This is a genomic window from Nocardioides sp., assembly GCF_047606145.1.
Lineage (GTDB): Bacteria > Actinomycetota > Actinomycetes > Propionibacteriales > Nocardioidaceae > Nocardioides.
In genome coordinates this window covers 110582-128868 of the sequence record NZ_JASGET010000139.1, presented here as the reverse complement: position 1 = coordinate 128868, position 18287 = coordinate 110582, and the positions used below count along the sequence as shown (strand labels likewise).

Below are 18287 nucleotides of genomic sequence, written 5' to 3'. Positions count from 1 at the left end.
CATGTAGGGACGGCACAATGACGTCATGCCGCTTCCCGCTCAGCTCGGCCAGCTCGTCCAGGTGCGCCATCTCGGCTCCGACGGACGGGTCGGTGCCTGGGTCTATCGCAGCCCGGTCTCGGGCCAGGAGTTCCTCGTCGAGGCGCTCGAGGATGCCCATCTGGCCGTCCCCGGGGCCACGGAGTGGTTCCGGGCGATGGCGAGCGCTCCCCAGCCGGGCCGGCCGGCCGCGATCGACGTCACCCAGACACCGGACGGGATCCCGTTCGCGGTGCGCCCCTACGCCGCCCCGCGGCGCCGACCGGTGTGGCCCTGGCTGGTGGCCGCCGCGGTCGTGCTGGTGCTGCTGATCGCCGGTGGGGCGGCGCTGGTGATCGGCTCCACCGGCTCGACCGGCTCGGACAGCTCCGCCCACTCGACCCAGTCGGCCTCGGCCGGTGACTCACCGAGCGGCAGTTCCTCCACCGGCGGCTCCTCGACCGGCGCTGGGAGCAGCGGCACCCCCGCCGTCGGCGACTGCCGTCAGACCACCTACCAGGCCGCCTCGAAGGCGACCAGCGACTCCCCGGTGGTCGACTGCAGCGGCTCGCACACCACGCTGACCTACTACGTCGGGCAGTTCTCGACCGGGACGACCAGCGTGAAGGACGCCGACATGAACTCCGCCGGCTACACCTGTCAGCAGCACCTCGCCCAGGCCCTCGGCGTGTCGAAGGACGTCGCGCCGCTCACGGCGTACTCCTTCGTCTGGTTCCGGCCGACCGCCGCGCAGTGGGCGACCGGAGCCCGCTGGTTCACCTGCGAGCTGGCGCTCATCGAGGACGGCGACTTCGCGAACCTGCCGACCGACGACACGCTGGTGCCCGACGACCTGACCGATGCCTACCGCGCCTGCATCACCTCCGACGGCATCCGCACCACCTGCGACCAGGACCACGTCTTCCGCGCGGACGCGGTGTGGACCTCCCAGAGCACCAGCAGCAAGCGCCCCTCGTCCACCAGCCTCACCGCCGAGGGACAGCAGGCCTGCGGCAGTTCCAGCGACTACGTGACCGCGCCGAGCGCCAGCTTCTGGAAGCTCGGTGACCGGCAGGGCGTGTGCTGGGCGCCGGACGTCGACGGGTCCGGTACCGGGGGCGGCACCGACACCTGAGTCAGGCCCGGTTGACCGCGGAGATGACCGCCTTGAGCGATGCGGTGACGATGTTCGCGTCCACCCCGACGCCCCAGTAGATGGTCTCGCCGACCGAGCACTCGACGTACGCCGCGGCGACCGCGTCCCCGCCAGCGGAGAGCGCGTGCTCGGCGTAGTCGAGCACCCGGATGTCCCAGTCGCGGCCCTCGACCTGGTTGAGCGCCTCGACGAACGCCGCAATCGGACCGTTGCCGGTCCCCTCCAGGGTGAGCAGCTCGCCGTCGAGGTAGACGTTGACGCTGAGCGCGTCCTTGCCCCCGGCGGCGGAGGAAGTGTGCACCGAGTTGAGGCGTAGCGGGGTGTCGCGGTCGAGGTACTCGGTGGTGAAGATCCGCCAGATCTCCTCCGGGCTGACCTCGCCACCCTCGGAGTCGGTGTGCTGCTGGATGACGCGGCTGAACTCGATCTGCGCCCGGCGCGGCAGGTCCAGCTTGTGCTCGGACTTGAGCACGTAGGCGACCCCACCCTTGCCGGACTGGCTGTTGACCCGGATGACCGCCTCGTAGGTGCGGCCCACGTCCTTGGGGTCGATCGGCAGGTACGGCGCCTCCCAGTCGAGGTCGCCCACCGGCACCCCACGCTCCTCGGCGATCCGGTCCAGGTCCTCCAGCCCCTTCTTGATGGCGTCCTGGTGGGAGCCGGAGAAGGCCGTGTAGACCAGGTCGCCGGCGTAGGGGTGGCGTGGGTGCACCGGCAGGTTGGTGGCGTACTCGACGGTACGGCGTACCTCGTCGATGCCGCCGCCCGCGGCGAAGTCGATCATCGGGTCGATGCCCTGGCTGAACAGGTTCATGCCCAGCGTGACCAGGTCCACGTTCCCGGTGCGCTCGCCGTGTCCGAACAGGCAGCCCTCGACCCGGTCCGCCCCGGCCATCAGGGCGAGCTCGGTGGCGGCGACGGCGGTGCCGCGGTCGTTGTGCGGGTGCAGCGAGATGGCCGAGACCTCGCGCCGGGTGAGGTGCCGGCCGAAGTACTCGATCTGATCCGCATAGGTGTTCGGCGTGGACATCTCCACCGTCGCCGGCAGGTTCAGGATGATCTCCCGGCCCGGCTCGGGCTGCCAGACGTCGCTGACCCGCTCACAGATCTCGAGGGCGTAGTCGGTGTCGGTCTGGGTGAAGATCTCCGGGCTGTACTGATACCCGAAGTCCTCGGTGCCGACGATGCCGCCCAGATACTGCTCGGCGTACTTCATCACCATCTCGGTGCCGCGGGTGGCGATCCCGATGCACTCCTCGGCGGTGACGCCGAACACCACCCGGCGGAACAGCTCGGCGGTGGCGTTGTAGAGATGGATGGTCGCGCGCGGCGCCCCGGCCAGCGACTCGGCGGTGCGCTCGATCAGGTCCTCCCGGGCCTGGGTCAGCACCGAGATCTGGACGTCGTCGGGGATCCGGTCCTCGACGACGAGCTTGCGCACGAAGTCGAAGTCGGTCTGGCTGGCGCTCGGGAAGCCGACCTCGATCTCCTTGTAGCCCATCGCGACCAGCAGCTCGAACATCATCAGCTTGCGGGCCGGGGTCATCGGGTCGATCAGCGCCTGGTTGCCGTCACGCAGGTCGGTGGAGAGCCAGCGTGGCGCGTGCGTGATCTTCTTGGTCGGCCAGGTCCGGTCCGGCAGATCGACCGGGACGAAGGCGTGGTAGCGCTCGAAGGGCATGCCCGAGGGCTTCTGCTGGTTCGACGTGTTGCTCAGATTGGTCATGGGGTCCGCCTCGCTGTTGCGTGTGGGAAGTTCGGGTGCCGGGCACACCAACGACTCCGCAGCGAGGGGGTCCGGCCTACGAGGCCCCGCTGCGGCAGCTAAGAAGGAGGCTGCTCATCATGACGAGGCCACGATAGCACCGGATCCGGCCGGTGACTCCGGCAGGGGCGGTCCGGACGGGCTCGGCCGACGGAAGGTCGGCGGCTCCTGACACACTGGTCCCGACCGATCCCGGCGCGGCCGACGCGGTACATGCGGCAGGCACGATTCATGCGACAGGCACGATTCACGCGGCAGGCACGGGCGACGGACGAGACAGACACCGAAGACGAGGCAGGAGGAGCCGATCGTGACCCATCTCGAGGAGCTGACCACCGAACGGGCCTGGGAGCTGGCGGCGACCGTCCAGATCTCCCGGATCGGATGGACCGGGCCCGGTGGCCCGGCCGTGGTGCCGGTGAACCACGCCGTCCACGACGGCGTGGTGTGGATCCGCACCTCCGCGCACTCCGCACTGGCCGCCGAGGTCGACGAGAGCCAGGTCGCGCTGCTGGTCGACCACCTCGACGCCACCACCCATGTCGGCTGGTCGGTGCAGTTCCGCGGCCGGGCCGAGATCCTCTACCACGAGGACCAGGTCGACCCGGCGGTGCTCGGCCTGCACAGCTGGCCCAGCGGCGCGCGCCCGCTGTGGATACGGCTGCGACCCGAGCAGGTCAACGGCCGGGAGCTGGTCGCGGACTGAGGAGCCGTCCATGCGGGTGCTCGTCGTCCATCACTCACCGACCCGGTCGCTGCGGCTGCTGACCGACGCGGTGGTCGCCGGCACGCACGATCCCGCCCTGCGCGGCGTCGAGGTCGTCGTACGGCCGGCGCTGGAGGCGACCGCCGACGACGTCCTCGCCGCCGACGGCTACCTGGTGGGCACCTCCGCGAACTTCGGCTACATGTCGGGTGCGCTCAAGCACTTCTTCGACTCGACCTTCCTCAGCATCGGCGGCGCGCTCGACGACTCGGGAGGTGCCGGCTCCGGGGCCGCCGAGGGCGCCACGGCCAAGCGACCCTACGGCCTCTTCGTCCATGGCCGCTACGACCTCACCGGCGCCGTCCGCTCGGTGACCTCGATCGTCCAGGCGCTGGGCTGGCGGCCGGCCGCTCCGGTGCTGGAGGTCCTCGGCGAGGTCAGCGACGCGGACACCGAGGCCGCCTACGAGCTCGGCGCGACGCTGGCGGCCCTGGTCGAGTCGGGTTAGACGCGTCCTCACGTACCATCGGCCGACGTGACCCGCCTGCTGCTCGCTCTGCTCGCCCTGGCCGCGCTGTGCGCCGGCTGCGGCGGCGGCTCCTCGGCGGCGACCGGCTCCGCCCACCCCGATACCACCGCGACGCCGGCCCGGGGGGCGTGCCGCGATCTGACCCGGGCGGAGCTGGCCCGCACGAGCAACGCCAGCCCGACGGTGGACTGCGCCAGCCCGCACACCGCCGCCACCTACGCCGCCGGATCGCTGCCCGAGCGGTTCGACGAGGCCGGCCGCGACGACACCGAGCTGGCCGACTGGGCCTACCAGCGCTGCACCACCACCCTGCAGCGGCACCTCGGCACCGACCAGAGCACCACGATGCGCTCGTTGTTCAGCTGGGTCTGGTTCCGGCCGTCGACGGCCGCCTGGGACGCCGGGGCGCGGTGGTACCGCTGCGACCTGGTGGCCGGCGGCAACGGCATGGCGTACGTCGACCTGCCGACCAAGACCACGAACCTGCTCCGCGGACCGAGCGTCGACGACGACTGGATGGTGTGTGCCCGCGGCGGCCGTCTGGGGCAGGCGAGGGTGGCCTGCAGTCAGAACCACGCCTGGCGGGCGGTCACGACGGTCAAGGTCGGGGAGCCCTCGGACTCCTACCCCGGCGACGCCGACGTCGAGGACACCAGCTCGCGCTACTGCTCGGAGTCGGTGAAGGCCTGGCTGCACTACCCGGCCCAGTTCTCCTCGGCCGACTACGCCTACACCTGGTTCGGCGAGACGGAGTGGCGCGCGGGGAACCGGCTGTCGGTGTGCTGGGCGAGGACCGCGGAATGAAGCGAGGAATGAAGCGCGGAATGGCCCGAGAGGTGAGCCGACGTGAGCCGAGACGGGGGCGAGGGATGAGGAGGCGGCAGATGAACGGACCCCGCCGACCGGGACTCGGCGTCGTCGTCCTGCTCGCCGCAGCGGCGACGGCCACCGCCTGCGGCGGCTCGCCGGACTCCGGTCCGTCCAGCCCCAGCCCGTCCGCGCCCGCACCGAGCCAGACCACCGCCTCGGCGGCTCCGGTGCCGGCGATGCGGGCCTGCTACGACATGACGTTCGACCAGGCGCTCGCACCCACCACCCGGACCGATGCGGTCGACTGCACCGACGCCCACACCACCATGACCTACCGGGTCGGGCACCTGGACAGCCTCGCCGGTGACCATCTGCTCGCGGTCGACTCCACGCAGGTGCAGAACCAGGTCGCCACCACCTGCCCGAGCGCGCTGCAGCGCTTCCTCGGCGGCGACGTGGAGGACCTGCGGCTCTCCATGCTGCGACCCGTCTGGTTCACCCCGACGGTGGCCGAGTCGGAGGCTGGCCAGGGCTGGTACCGCTGCGACGTGATCGCCGTCGCCGGCAGCGACAAGCTGCTCGACCTGACCGGCCGGCTCAAGGGCGTGCTCGATGACGCGGACCGCGCCGCGACGTACGCGATGTGCGGGACGGCGAAGCCCGGCACCACCGGCTTCGAGCGGGTGCCGTGCGGTCTCGACCACACCTGGAAGGCGATCAGCACCGTAGCCTTCCCGGCCGGCGACTACCCCGGCGTCGCCCAGGCCAAGTCGCTCGGCGAGGACACCTGCAAGTCGGCCGCCCGCAAGGTCGCCGACGACGCGCTCGACTACCAATGGGGCTACGAGTACCCCACCCGCGCCCAGTGGAACTCCGGCCAGACCTACGGCGTCTGCTGGGCCCCGGACAACAGCTGAGCCGTCACCGAGGTCGTGGTCTCGCCACCATGCCCCGGCCAGGGCCCCGTCAGGCCCTGCGCGCCACGCCCGGAGAAGAGTCGCTAGGGTCGGGGAATGCGTCGTACCGTCTTCAACGAGGATCACGAAGCCTTCCGCAGCACGCTGCGTGCCTTCATCGCCGCCGAGGTGGTGCCGCACCACGAGGAGTGGCTGGCGGCGGGGATCGTGCCCAAGGAGTTCTATCGCAAGCTCGCCGAGCTCGGGCTGTTCGGCATCGAGGTCCCCGAGGAGTACGGCGGCGCCGGCATCTCCTCGTTCAAGTACGCCGCCATCCAGTACGAGGAGACCGCCCGCGCCGGGGTGAGCTTCGGCGGCTCTGGCGTCCATGTGGCGCTGTGCCTGCCCTACCTGCTCGGCCTCGGCACCCGGGAGCAGCTGGCCAGCTGGATGCCGCCGTTCGTCTCCGGCGAGACGATGTACGCGATCGCGATGACCGAGCCCGGCACGGGCTCGGACCTGGCCGGGATGCGCACCACCGCCAAGCTCTCCGAGGACGGCGAGCACTACGTGCTCAACGGCGCCAAGACGTTCATCACCGGCGGAGTCAACGCCGACCGGGTGATCGTGTGCGCCCGGACCTCGGCGGCGAAGGAGGACGACCGCCGCTACGGCATCTCGCTGCTGGTGGTCGACACCACGCTTCCCGGCTATCAGGTCGGACGCAAGCTGGACAAGCTCGGCCTGCGCACCTCCGACACCGCCGAGCTCTCCTTCACCGACGTGCGCGTGCCCCGCTTCAACCTGCTCGGCGAGGAGAACCAGGGCTTCTCCTATCTGGGCCGCAACCTGCCACAGGAGCGGCTCGGCATCGCCTACGGCGCCTATGCGCAGGCGATGGCGGCCGTGCGGTTCGCGGTCGAGTACACCAAGCAGCGCACGGTGTTCGGCCACACCGTGGCCTCGTTCCAGAACACCAAGTTCGAGCTCGCCGCCTGCCAGGCGAAGGTCGACGCCGCCCAGGCGGTCGCCGACCGGGCATTGGAGGCGCTCGACGCCGGCGAGCTGACCCCGGCCGAGGCGGCCTCGGCGAAGCTGTTCTGCACCGAGGTGGCCTCCGAGGTGATCGACCGGTGCCTGCAGCTGCACGGAGGCTACGGCTACATGAACGAGTATCCGATCGCCCGGCTCTACGCCGACAGCCGGGTCAACCGGATCTACGGCGGCACCAGCGAGGTGATGAAGATGATCATCGCCAAGGACATGGGCCTGTAGCGGCGCCCGGGCGGGCCGGCTCCCCGGACCGTTCAGCTAGGTATGCAGCCGAATGCGCACTTCCCAAGCGGAACTCCACGCGGGAGGTGCCCGTCCAGCTGCATACCTTGCCGAACGCGCCGAGCCTGCCGAACGCGCCGAGGGTCAGAAGCCCAGCCGACGCAGCTGCCGCGGATCCCGCTGCCAGTCCTTGGCGATCTTGACCCGCAGGTCGAGATAGACCGGCGTGCCCACCAGCTCGGCGATCTGGGTGCGGGCACGCTGGCCGACCTGCTTGAGCCGGGACCCCTTGTGCCCGATCACGATCCCCTTCTGCGAGTCCCGCTCGACGTAGAGGTAGGCGTGGACCTCGGTGAGTGGCCGGTCGGCGGGACGACCCTCGCGCAGGCCCATCTCCTCGACCACGACGGCGATCGAGTGCGGCAGCTCGTCGCGTACGCCGTCCAGGGCGGCCTCGCGGATCAGCTCGGCGACCAGCACCTCCTCCGGGCTGTCGGTGAGCTCGCCGTCCGGATAGAGCGGCGGGCCCTCGGGCAGCAGCCCGATCAGCAGGTCCGCCAGCAGGTGGACCTGGTCGCCGGAGACGCTGGAGACCGGCACCTGCTCCGCCCACTCGATGCCGAGGTCGGCGCCCAGCCGCGCGATGTCGAGCAGATGCTGGGCGATCCGGTCCGGACCGACGAGGTCGGTCTTGGTGGCGACGGCGACCTTGGTCACCCGCTTCAGCTTGGCGAGCTCGGTGGCGATGTGCCGGTCGCCGGGGCCGACCTTCTCGTCGGCGGGGAAGCACATCGCCACTACGTCGACCTCGGACCAGGTGCTGTGCACCAGGTCGTTGAGTCGCTCGCCGAGCAGCGTCCGGGGCCGGTGCAGGCCGGGAGTGTCGACCAGGATCAGCTGCCCGTCCGGGCGGTGCACGATCCCGCGGACGACCGTCCGGGTGGTCTGTGGCTTGTCGGAGGTGATGGCGATCTTCTGCCCGACCAGGGCGTTGGTCAGCGTCGACTTGCCGGCGTTCGGCCGGCCGACGAAGGAGACGAACCCGCTGCGGTACTCGCCCCCGCCAGCACCATCAGCACCGCTTGCGGCACCCGCCGCACCGCCGAACCCGCCGATCCGATCCTGGCTCATTGCTGCTCCTGTCGGGCTTGCTCGCCTTGGGCCTCGTCGTAGCGTTGCCAGATCTGTTCGTCGCTGAGTCCTGCTGCCTTCCCGGCCCGATAGATCGGACCCGGGTCGACCGCCCGGGGCTGGCGGGCGGCGACGCCGCGCCAGTAGCCCATCACGTCGTAGGCGTGCGAGGGCAGCCGCACCACCCGCATCAGGTGCTTGCGGATGGCCCGCATCTGCGCCGACTCGCCGGCCATCCAGAAGTAGCCGGGCTCGTCCGGGAAGTCGATCGTCTCCACCTGCGCCGCCAGGCCGCTGCCGCCACCCGCGGGCGGGGCCAGCCAGGTCGGCTCGGCGTGCGGGTCGAGCTGCCGCCGGCCGACGTAGTCGGGCAGCGGCTCGGGCGCCTCCGCCCAGATCCTGACCTCCAGCTCGGGTGCCACCGACTCGCTGATCCGCGCCATCGCCGGCAGCGCGGTCAGGTCGCCGACCAGGTAGAGCCAGCCGGCCCCCGTCGGCAGGTCGAAGGAGCCCTTGGGCTCACTGACCTGCACGGTCTCGCCGACGATGTCGGAGCGCGAGGCCCATTCGGTCACCAGCCCGACCCGGTGCACCACCACGTCGAGCACCAACTCGCCGTCCGCCCAGGAGCGGACGGTGTAGTAGCGCGACTGGAACTGTCCCGGCACCACCAGCGCCACCCACTCGTCCGGGATCCCGGTGCTGGTGAACTCCGCCAGCCCGGGCCCGCCCAGCACCAGTCGGATCAGCCGGTCGCAGAGCCGCTCCCGGCGTACGACCTCGGCGGTGAAGGTGGCGGCCCGGCTGCTCATCGATCCAAGGCTAGACGACTCGTGCCCAGGGGCCGGCTCCCGCCGGGCTCCCCCAGCGGCCTCACACGCCGAAGGCCGGCCGCAGCGGATATCCGGAGACACCCTTCGCGGTCTTGGTGGCCAGCACGTGGTGCAGCTGGATGTGGTTGCGCTCGAAGCCGAGCCGGGAGCCGGCCATGTAGAGGCCCCAGACCTTCGCCGTACCCAACCCCACCTCGGCGACGCAGGCGTCCCAGTTGTCGACCAGGTTCTCGTTCCAGCCGGTGAGGGTCTTGGCGTAGTGCACCCGGATGTTCTCGTGGTGCTGCACCTCGAGTCCGGCGTTCTCCACCGCCGTCACGATGGTGCCCGAGCCGGTCAGCTCGCCGTCCGGGAAGACGTAGCGGTCGATGAACTTGCCGGCGCTGGCCCGGGAGGTGTTCTCCGGGCGGGTGATGCAGTGGTTGAGCAGCCGGCCGGTGTCCTTGAGCTTGCCGTGGATGAACCCGAAGTACGACGGATAGTTGGCCACCCCGATGTGCTCGGTGAGCCCGATCGAGCTGACCGCGTCGAAGCCGCCCTCGGCCACGTTGCGGTAGTCGGAGAAGCGCACCTCGGCGAGGTCGTCGAGCCCCTCCTCCTTGATGGCCTGCTGGGCCCAGAGCGCCTGCTGCTCGCTGAGCGTCACCCCGAGCGCCTTCACGCCGTAGTGCTGGGCGGCGTGGCGCACCATGCCGCCCCAGCCACAGCCCAGGTCGAGCAGCCGCTGTCCCGGCTGCAGGTCCAGCTTCCGGCAGATCAGGTCGTACTTGTTGGCCTGCGCCTCCTCGAGGGTGGCGTCCTCGGTCGGGAAGACCGCACAGGTGTAGGTCATCGACGGCCCGAGCACGTGCTCGTAGAACGCGTTGGAGACGTCGTAGTGGTGATGGATGGCGTCGGCGTCGCGATCCTTGCTGTGCCGGCCCCACAGGAGCGCACCGATCGACACCCGCCGCAGGCCCTCGACCTTGTGCCGCCAGGCCGGCAGGTGCTCCTGCGGCGGCGGGGCGGGCGGGCGGAAGGTGCCCAGCCCGAGGTTGCGGACCAGGCCGAGCAGCTCGGCCGGCCTGGGCAGGGAGAAGTTGGTCCTGTCCAGCACCAGGTCCATCAGCGGGTACGGGTCGCCGGGGTGGACCCCCTCCAGCTCGAGGTCGCCGCTGACGTAGGCCCGGGCCAGTCCGAGGTCGCCGGGCGCGGTGAGCAGGTAGGAGAGACCCTGGGGGGTCAGCAGCCGGATGCCGTAGGGGCTCTCGGCGTCGCCGGACACGCTGCCGTCGTACGCACTGAGCCGGACCGGCACGCCGCCCGGGAAGAGTGAGTTGATGCTCTGAGCAATACCGCGGGTGGTCGTCACCGTCGCTTCACCGCCTTGTCGTAGAGGCTCGTCAGTCTGTCGTCGGGGTCATAGATCGCCTTCACCGCGGCCAGGTGCTCACCGTCGTAGAGGGCGTCGAAGGTCGCGCGGTCGTAGAACGCCTCCGAGTACAGCGACTTGTGGCCGCCCAGCTCGTGCACCTTCGCCTCGATCGCGCGGTTGCGGGGAGCGTCGACGGCGTCCGGGCCGACGTGCACCGTCCCCCAGAAGCCGACGTTGACGTAGAGCCGGTCCGGCTCCAACGGGTACGTCGGCCACCGCCGGTGCGCGACCAGCGGGCACAGCCACACCGGGCGCATCCCGATCTCCTCGTCGAACCATTCCAGGAACGCCGGCAGGTTCTCCACCGGCACCTCGATGTCCTGGATGACGCGCTCCCGCAGCGGCCGCCCGGCCCGGGCGTCGAGCCGGTCGGCGATGTCGAAGCGCCGGTCCAGCGCGATGAACTTCATGTAGACGTCGGAGCGGCGCCACCGCCGCGGCCAGAGCCGGCGCAGCAGCCGATGCTGGGCGCCGAAGGCTCCCGAGCACCAGAACCAGTCGGTGTCCCAACGCCACAGGTAGTCGTGCATCGTGAGCAGGTCGGTCCCGTCGGTGTGCCGCCCCGGGCCGGCCAGCTCCTGGATGGAGCGGTAGTAGATCCGCTGCCCGGTGTAGTCGCTCGGCTCGCGGTCGGCGGTCTCCGACCAGCTGGCCAGGGTCAGGTAGTACTCCCCCGGCGCGAACGCGACTCCGTCCAGCCCGTCGACGGCGATCGAGTGGGGGCCGTCGTCGAACCTCCTGGTCGCGGCGATCTCGGCGATGGTCTTGGCCAGCACGCCGGCGTCGTCGAACCGGACGTGGTGCAGCAGCACGTTGCTCGGCACCGCCTCCAGCTCGATCCTGAGCCGGGTCGCGTAGCCGAGTGAGCCGTAGGAGTTGGGGAAGGTCGCGAAGAGCTCGGCATGCTCGTTGTCCGGGGTCGCGGTGACGACCTCGCCGGCGCCGGTGAAGATGTCCATCTCCAGCACCGACTCGTGCGGCAGTCCGTTGCGGAAGCTGGTCGACTCGATGCCCAGGCCGGTCACCGCGCCACCGAGGGTGATGGTGCGCAGTTGCGGGACGACGTACGGGATGAGCCCGAAGGGCAGGGTGGCGTCGACCAGCTTCTCGTAGGTGCACATGCCCTGGACGTCGGCGGTCCTGGCGATCGGGTCGACCGCGATCACGCCGTCGAGGCCGCCGACGTCCAGACCGGGCGCCGTGGTCGCCGCGCGTGGCCGGAAGAGGTTGGTCGTCCGCTTGGCCAGCCGGACCGGGGCCCCCGCCGGGATCTCGGCGTACGACGACCGCAGTCGCGTCACCGCGTCCTCGTGCCGCGCCCAGCCTCGTAGCTCGCTCACGTCGTCAACCTACTCCCCGAGCGCCTCACCGGCGTGCCCGGCCCCGGGTGCCCGCTGCCGGCGCGTGTGGTCGGGTGTGCTCCCTGGCTGGCGCCGGCAGGGCGGGCCCCCGAACGCCGGTCAACCCGTCACCCGACTCGGCACCCGACCCACCGCTCAGCGCACCACTCAGCTCATCAGGCTGTCGCCGACCACGCCGCGCAGGTCACCGCGCAGCACCGGGATCCCGGAGCCGGCGAAGTCGGCGACGGCGGCGAGATCCGCGGGAGCGACCCGGTCGGCCTCGGTCAGGACGACCACCGCCTCCAGCGACTTCGCGCCCGACGAGATCGCCATCGCCAGGCACACCCCGATCGCGGAGATCTCCAGCGAGGGCAGTGCGACGGTGGCGCCGGCATAGCTGCGGCCATCCTGATCTCGGACCGCGGCTCCCTCCGCCGCTCCGGTGCGGGCGCGGGTGGCACGGGCCAGGGTGACCAGCTTCTTGTCCTCAGCGCTCAGCTCGGGCGACATCGTGCTCCTCATGATCGGGATGATCGGGATGATCGGGATGATCGGGATGATCGGGATGATCGGGCCGGTCGGCCCTGTTCGGGTGGTCGGTCTCCGCGACCGGCTCGAGACGCGACTCGGGACGAGACTCGGGGGCGGGACCGGCGCACACGCTGATGTGCACCGTCTCGATCCGGTTGCGGCGGCCGGCGGTGCCCTCGGCCTCGAACCGCAGGCCGTGCGCCTCCACCTCCGAGCCGGGGATCGGCACCAGTCCGAGGTGCTTGGCCATCAGCCCGGCGACGGAGTCGACGTCGCTCTCGGTGACCTCGAAGCCGACCAGCTCCTCCAGGTCGCTGACCAGGAATCGGGCCGGCACCCGCCACGACCCGTCGGCCGCCTGCTGCGGCTCCCGGTCGTCGGTGTCGTACTCGTCGGTGATCTCGCCGACGATCTCCTCCACCACGTCCTCGATGGTGACCAGGCCGGCGGTACCGCCGTACTCGTCGACCACGATGGCGATGTGATGGCGATGCTGCTGCATCTCGGTCAGCAGCTCGTCGATCGGCTTGGACTCCGGCACCCAGACCGGCTCGCGCATCAGCTCGTCCACCCGCTGGGTGGTCTCCACGTCGGGTGCCTCGAAGTCGCGGCGCACCAGGTCCTTGAGGTATGCGACGCCCACGACGTTGTCGAGGGAGTCGTCGATCACCGGGATGCGGGAGAAGCCGGAGCGCAGGAAGAGCGAGAGCGTCTGCCGGATGTTCTTGTGCCGCTCGACGAAGACGATGTCGCCGCGCGGCACCATCACCTCGCGTGCCCGGGTGTCGCCGAGCTCGAAGACGGAGTGGATCATCCGGCGCTCGTCGGCCTCGATCAGTGACGACTCCTCGGCGAAGTCGACCAGCTCGCGCAGCTCGGTCTCGGTGGTGAACGGGCCGCGACGTTCGCCGGTCCCCGGGGAGAGGAGGTTGCCGATCCAGAGCAGCAGGGTCGGGATGGGCCCGAGGATGGTGGCGATCCAGCCGACCGGCAACGCCGACCACAGCGCCACCCGCTCGCGATGCTGGCGGCCGAAGGTGCGTGGGCCGACCCCGACGGCGATGAACGAGACCACCACCATCACACCCAGGGTGGTCAGCGCGGTCGGCCAGCCACGGCCGTGGTAGGCGTCGTAGAGCCAGAGCGTGACGGCGACGGTGGCGGCGATCTCGCACAGCAGGCGGAGCAGCAGGACGGTGCTCAGGTGCCGCGGCAGCTGGTCGAGTACGGCGACCAGCCGGCGGGCGCCGGCCCGGCCCTCGTCCTCGAGCTCCTCCGCCCTGGCCCGGGAGAAGAAGCTGAGCGCCGCGTCGGCGGAGCTGAACAGACCGGCCAGGACGATCAGCAGGACCGCCGCGACGAGCAGCCAGGCGCTACCCATCACGGCCTACTTCGGAGCCTTGGCCTGCGAGCCCCACCCGGCCAGCAGCTCGGCCTGCAACCGGAACATCTCGGCGTGCTCCTCCGCCTCCGCGTGGTCGTAGCCGAGCAGGTGCAAGATGCCGTGGGTGGTGAGCAACTCGATCTCGGCGAGCGTCCCGTGACCCGCGGCCTCGCCCTGCCGGGCCGCCACCGTCGGCGCCAGGATCAGGTCCCCGAGCACACCCTCCTCGGGCTCGACGTCGAGCAGCCCCGGACGCAGCTCGTCCATCGGGAAGGCGAGCACGTCGGTCGGGCCCTCCTTCTCCATCCACTGCTCGTTGAGCTCGGCCATGGTGGCCTCGTCGACCGCCTTGATGCACAGCTCGGCCTGGGGGTGGACGCGCATCCGGTCCATCACGAACCGGGCCAGCCGGGCCAGGTGGTCGAGGTCGACCTCGGTGCCGGACTCGTTGAGCACCTCGACGCTCATCTGACGCCCCCGCGGGCCGGATCGATCCGCGCGTCGTGCTCGTCGTAGGCGGCCACGATCTTGCCGACCAGCTTGTGGCGGACCACGTCGTGGCTGGTCAGTCGGTTGAAGCTGATGTCGTCGATGTCGTCGAGGATCGACTCCACCGCACGCAGACCGGACTTCTGCCCGGTCGGCAGGTCGGTCTGCGTGACGTCGCCGGTCACCACGATCTTGGAGCCGAAGCCGAGCCGGGTGAGGAACATCTTCATCTGCTCCGGCGTGGTGTTCTGGGCCTCGTCGAGGATGATGAAGGAGTCGTTCAGCGAGCGGCCACGCAGGAACGCCAGTGGCGCCACCTCGATGGTCCCGGCGGCCATCAGCTTGGGGATCACCTCGGGGTCCATCATGTCGTGCAACGCGTCGTAGAGCGGCCGCAGGTACGGGTCGATCTTCTCGGTCAACGTCCCGGGCAGGAAGCCCAGCCGCTCCCCGGCCTCGACCGCCGGCCGGGAGAGGATGATCCGGTTGACCTGCTTGGACTGCAGCGCCTGGACGCCCTTGGCGACCGCGAGGTAGGTCTTGCCGGTGCCGGCCGGACCGATCCCGAAGGTGATGGTGTGCTTGTCGATCGCGTCGACGTACCGCTTCTGGTTCAGCGTCTTCGGACGGATCGAGCGGCCGCGGTTGGACAGGATGTTGAAGCTGAGCACCTCGGCCGGACGCTCGGTGGTCTCGGCGCGCAGCATCGAGATGACCCGTTCGACGGTCTCCGCGGTGACGCCCTGACCGGTGCGGATGATCTGCACCAGCTCCTCGAGCAGCCGCTCGATCAGGGCGATCTCGGCGGGCTCACCGTGCAGCGTGATCCGATTCCCGCGGACATGGACGTCGGCGTCGAAGTGGCTCTCGATGATCCCCAGGTACTCATCCCCCGGTCCGAGGACGCTGACCATGTCCACGCTGTTGGGCACGCTCACCGTGTGGCGGGTGGTCGGATGCTCGTCGCCGGCTGTTAAACGATCTGACATGGACGCCCGTGCGGGCCCTTTCGACGTGGTTGCTGGGACTGGTTGCTGGGACTGGTTGTTCGGATTGCCTGGCCTGACTGCCTGCGCCCATGCTACGCGGAGGCGCGCGAGAGGACGAAGGAGTTGCGGACGGGGAGGGCACTGACGCGTACGCCGGGCACGGCGCTGGCGACGAGGCTGGCGATGAGAGGGGGGCGCGCCCCGTGGCGGATCGGGTATCCCCGGCGTGTGGGCCGGACGTGGCGGCACCCGATTCGTGAGGATTGGTCCATGAGTCCGCAGACCCGTCCGCACCGCGCCCGCCGAACCCGTGCGGCGACCGCCGTGGCCCTCTTCCTGCTCGCGACCGGTGCTCTGGCGGCCTGTGGCGACGACTCCGGGGACACCGCGACCGACACCTCGAGCTCGTCCGACTCCGCGAGCCCGGTCAGCGGGTCCGGCTCTCCTGGCTCGTCGGATTCTTCTGGGTCGGATTCTTCTGGGGCGACTTCTTCTGGGGCGACCGGATCACCAAGTGACTCGACGACGCCGCAGTGGACGACCAAGCGCAAGGCCAAGGACATCGTGCTCACCGCGCCCGCCGAGGGTGCCTCCGTGACGGACTCCTTCGTCGCCGCCGGCAAGGCGAACTCCCCGGAGGCGAACGTGCCGTGGCTGATCAAGGACACCGACGGCCACACGGTGCTGCACGGGCACGCCACCGCCAGCGGCTGGATGGACAAGCTCTATCCGTGGCGGACCACCATCGACGTCTCGTCGCTGAGCGCCGGCACCTACCTGTTCGTCGCTCGCACCGACGACCCCTCCGGTGGCGAGGGCAACGCCCCGGGGAAGGTGAGCGCGACCATCGTCGTCTCCTGACGACCAGCCTCAACAACCAGGCTCAACAACCAGCCTCACAGTCCCGGGCTCACGGACCGGCTCAACAGTCCGGGCTCAACGGACCGGGCCGACGGCCAGCCGTCGACTCACGCCCAACGCGGCGTGGTGGCCAACAGCGCCGCGGCCGCGGCCACGCCGGCGGTCGAGGTGCGCAGCACCTCACCACCCAGCCGGACCGTGGTCGCGCCGGCCGTCTCGAAGGCGGCGATCTCCTCGTCGGTGAGGCCGCCCTCGGGGCCGACCACCAACACGATCTGACCACCAACACTGGTGTCAGCGCGGGAGTCAGCGCTGAAGTCGGTGCTGGTGCCAGCGCGGGAGTCAGTCCACCGGAGGTCGGCCAACCGGCCGGCGCCGTCCTCGTGCAGCACCACCGCGATCCCAGGCCCGGCCGCACCGGTGGACTCGCCGAGCAGCGCGGCCACCTCGGCCGTGTCGGCCAACTCGGTCACCTCGGGGAACCAGCTGCGCCGGGCCTGCTTGGCCGCCTCGCGGGCGGTGGCCCGCCACCTCGCCAGCGACCTCGCGGCCCGCTCGCCCTTCCACACCGCCACCGATCGGGCGGCCGCCCAGGGCACGATCCGCGCGGCGCCGATCTCGGTCAGCATCTCGACCGCCAGCTCGCCGCGCTCCCCCTTGGGCAGCGCCTGCACCACCGTCAGCGCGGGGTGGGGCGGCTCCTCGGCCCGGACCTCCTCGATCCGCACGGTGAGGAGCCGCTTCCCGGTGGAGACCACCTCGCCGGTGGCGGCGTACCCGGAGCCGTCGGTGAGGACCAGTCGCTCCCCCACCCGCAGACGACGTACGGCGACCGCATGATGCGCCTCGTCGCCCTCGACCCGCACGGTGTCGCCGACGGCGGTACCGGCCAGATCGGGCACCAGATGCACCGGGAGGGACATGCGTGGACAGCCCGCCGTCAGTGGCCGTTGAACGCGTCGCGGAGGCGACCGAACATGCCGCGGCCGGCCGTCTTCAGCTGCCCCTCGGGTGCCTCCTCGCCGCGGATGGCGGCCAACTGGCGCAGCAGCTCCTCCTGGGCGGGATCCAGCCGGGTGGGCGTCTCGACGTTGACCATCACCCGCAGGTCGCCGCGGCCACCACGCAGCCCGGGGACACCCCGGCCACGCAGCACCTGCTCGCTGCCGGACTGGGTGCCCGGCTTGATCTCGAGGACGAAGGAGGTCTCCAGCCCGTCGGAGCTCTCGGCACCGTCGGGGTCATCGGCGCCGTCGGCGATCAGGTCGGACTCCAGCGTGGGCAGGGTGAGCGTCGTGCCGAGCGCGGCCGCCGTCATCGGAACGGCCACGGTGCAGTGCAGGTCGTTGCCCTGCCGGACGAAGGTGTCGTGCTTCGCGACGCGGATCTCGACGTACAGGTCACCGGCCGGGCCCCCGCCCGGGCCGATCTCGCCCTCCTCGCTGAGCTGGATCCGCGTCCCGTTGTCGACCCCGCCGGGGATCTTGACGCTCAGCGTGCGATGCGAGCGCACCCGGCCGTCGCCGCCGCAGTCCCGGCACGGGTCCGGAATCGTGGTGCCGAAGCCATGGCAGACCGTGCAGGGGCGCAGCGTGCGGACCTCGCCGAGGAACGAGCGCTGGACGTAGGCCACCTCGCCGGCGCCGTGGCAGGTCTCGCACGGCACCGGGGAGCTGCCGGCCGCCGTACCCTCGCCGTGGCAGGTCTCGCAGAGCACCGCGGTGTCGACCTTGAGCTCGCGGGTGACGCCGAAGGCGGCCTCGGCGAGCGTGATGTCGAGCCGGATCAGGGCATCCTGGCCGCGGCGGACCCGCGGGCGCGGGCCCCGCCCGGCGGCGGTGCCACCGCCCGCGCCGCCGAAGAAGGCGTCCATGATGTCGGTGAAGGAGAAGCCGGCGCCCTGCGCACCCATGCCACCGAAGACGTCGCCGCCCCGGTCGTAGGCGGCCCGCTTCTGCGGGTCGCTGAGGATCTCGTAGGCGTGCGAGACCTCCTTGAACCGCTCCTGCGCGTCAGGGTCGGAGTTGACGTCAGGATGGTACTGGCGGGCCAGCTTGCGGTACGCCTTCTTGATGGCGGCCTCGTCCGCATCGCGGGCGACGCCGAGGAGCTCGTAGGGGTCCAACTTCTCCCTCATCGTTTCTGACGGTCAGGTGC

17 protein-coding genes and 1 pseudogene are annotated in these 18287 nt (G+C 70.8%); 7 read left to right on the top strand and 11 right to left on the bottom strand.

Features of this window, described 5'->3' with window-relative positions; translation table 11 throughout:
• Positions 1–25 precede the first annotated feature (25 nt).
• On the top strand, positions 26–1153 hold the full coding sequence (locus QM638_RS19140; protein ID WP_415144583.1) for a septum formation family protein: 1128 nt from the start codon (positions 26–28) through the stop codon (positions 1151–1153).
• Between the two features lies 1 nt (position 1154).
• Here the strand turns inward: QM638_RS19140 and leuA are convergent, their stop codons facing one another.
• Positions 1155–2900, bottom strand: coding sequence for a 2-isopropylmalate synthase (gene leuA / locus QM638_RS19135; protein ID WP_415144581.1), 1746 nt, complete (start codon positions 2898–2900; stop codon positions 1155–1157).
• 349 nt (positions 2901–3249) lie between these two features.
• On the opposite strand from leuA, the gene QM638_RS19130 reads away from it, so the two are divergent.
• From QM638_RS19130 to QM638_RS19110, 5 genes are all read left to right on the top strand, one after another.
• A complete protein-coding gene (locus QM638_RS19130) occupies positions 3250–3645 on the top strand; it encodes a pyridoxamine 5'-phosphate oxidase family protein (protein WP_415144579.1) in 396 nt (131 codons plus the stop codon).
• A gap of 10 nt (positions 3646–3655) precedes the next feature.
• Positions 3656–4153: a flavodoxin family protein gene (locus tag QM638_RS19125; RefSeq protein WP_415144577.1), complete on the top strand. Its 498-nt coding sequence runs from the start codon at positions 3656–3658 to the stop codon at positions 4151–4153.
• A 27-nt stretch (positions 4154–4180) separates the two neighbouring features.
• Positions 4181–4978, top strand: coding sequence for a septum formation family protein (locus QM638_RS19120; RefSeq protein WP_415144575.1), 798 nt, complete (start codon positions 4181–4183; stop codon positions 4976–4978).
• A gap of 80 nt (positions 4979–5058) precedes the next feature.
• Positions 5059–5901, top strand: a complete 843-nt coding sequence (locus QM638_RS19115) for a septum formation family protein (protein WP_415144573.1) — start codon at positions 5059–5061, stop codon at positions 5899–5901.
• Positions 5902–5997: 96 nt separating this feature from the next.
• Positions 5998–7155, top strand: coding sequence for an acyl-CoA dehydrogenase family protein (locus QM638_RS19110; protein ID WP_415144571.1), 1158 nt, complete (start codon positions 5998–6000; stop codon positions 7153–7155).
• Positions 7156–7299: 144 nt separating this feature from the next.
• Here the strand turns inward: QM638_RS19110 and era are convergent, their stop codons facing one another.
• The 8 genes and pseudogenes from era to QM638_RS19070 all read right to left on the bottom strand — a co-directional run bounded on the left by era (position 7300) and on the right by QM638_RS19070 (position 15269).
• On the bottom strand, positions 7300–8286 hold the full coding sequence (gene era / locus QM638_RS19105; protein WP_415144569.1) for a GTPase Era: 987 nt from the start codon (positions 8284–8286) through the stop codon (positions 7300–7302).
• Entirely contained in the window at positions 8283–9098 is an 816-nt protein-coding gene (locus QM638_RS19100) for a siderophore-interacting protein (protein ID WP_415144567.1), read from the bottom strand. Before QM638_RS19100 ends, era begins: the two co-directional genes overlap by 4 nt.
• A gap of 61 nt (positions 9099–9159) precedes the next feature.
• Positions 9160–10470 carry a class I SAM-dependent methyltransferase gene (locus QM638_RS19095; RefSeq protein WP_415144565.1) on the bottom strand — a complete coding sequence of 437 codons (1311 nt, stop codon included), beginning with the start codon at positions 10468–10470 and terminating at the stop codon, positions 9160–9162.
• A gap of 1043 nt (positions 10471–11513) precedes the next feature.
• A pseudogene (locus tag QM638_RS19090) lies at positions 11514–11834 on the bottom strand (FAD-binding protein); the annotation flags it as partial.
• 207 nt (positions 11835–12041) lie between these two features.
• Complete coding sequence (locus QM638_RS19085; RefSeq protein ID WP_415144563.1) at positions 12042–12398, bottom strand: cytidine deaminase; 357 nt, start codon at positions 12396–12398, stop codon at positions 12042–12044.
• Positions 12364–13788, bottom strand: coding sequence for a hemolysin family protein (locus QM638_RS19080; RefSeq protein WP_415144561.1), 1425 nt, complete (start codon positions 13786–13788; stop codon positions 12364–12366). The genes QM638_RS19085 and QM638_RS19080 overlap by 35 nt, the downstream gene beginning before the upstream one ends.
• 6 nt (positions 13789–13794) lie before the next feature.
• Positions 13795–14259, bottom strand: coding sequence for an rRNA maturation RNase YbeY (ybeY, locus tag QM638_RS19075; RefSeq protein ID WP_415144559.1), 465 nt, complete (start codon positions 14257–14259; stop codon positions 13795–13797).
• Positions 14256–15269, bottom strand: coding sequence for a PhoH family protein (locus QM638_RS19070; RefSeq protein ID WP_415144557.1), 1014 nt, complete (start codon positions 15267–15269; stop codon positions 14256–14258). Before QM638_RS19070 ends, ybeY begins: the two co-directional genes overlap by 4 nt.
• Positions 15270–15539: 270 nt before the next feature.
• On the opposite strand from QM638_RS19070, the gene QM638_RS19065 reads away from it, so the two are divergent.
• On the top strand, positions 15540–16130 hold the full coding sequence (locus tag QM638_RS19065) for a Gmad2 immunoglobulin-like domain-containing protein (RefSeq protein ID WP_415144555.1): 591 nt from the start codon (positions 15540–15542) through the stop codon (positions 16128–16130).
• 107 nt (positions 16131–16237) lie between these two features.
• On the opposite strand, the gene QM638_RS19060 is transcribed toward QM638_RS19065, so the two are convergent.
• The gene (locus QM638_RS19060; RefSeq protein ID WP_415144553.1) at positions 16238–17053 is read right to left on the bottom strand and encodes a 16S rRNA (uracil(1498)-N(3))-methyltransferase; all 816 of its coding nucleotides are present in this window, start codon (positions 17051–17053) and stop codon (positions 16238–16240) included.
• A 17-nt stretch (positions 17054–17070) separates the two neighbouring features.
• A complete protein-coding gene (gene dnaJ, locus QM638_RS19055) occupies positions 17071–18267 on the bottom strand; it encodes a molecular chaperone DnaJ (RefSeq protein WP_415144551.1) in 1197 nt (398 codons plus the stop codon).
• Between the last annotated feature and the right edge of the window lie 20 nt (positions 18268–18287).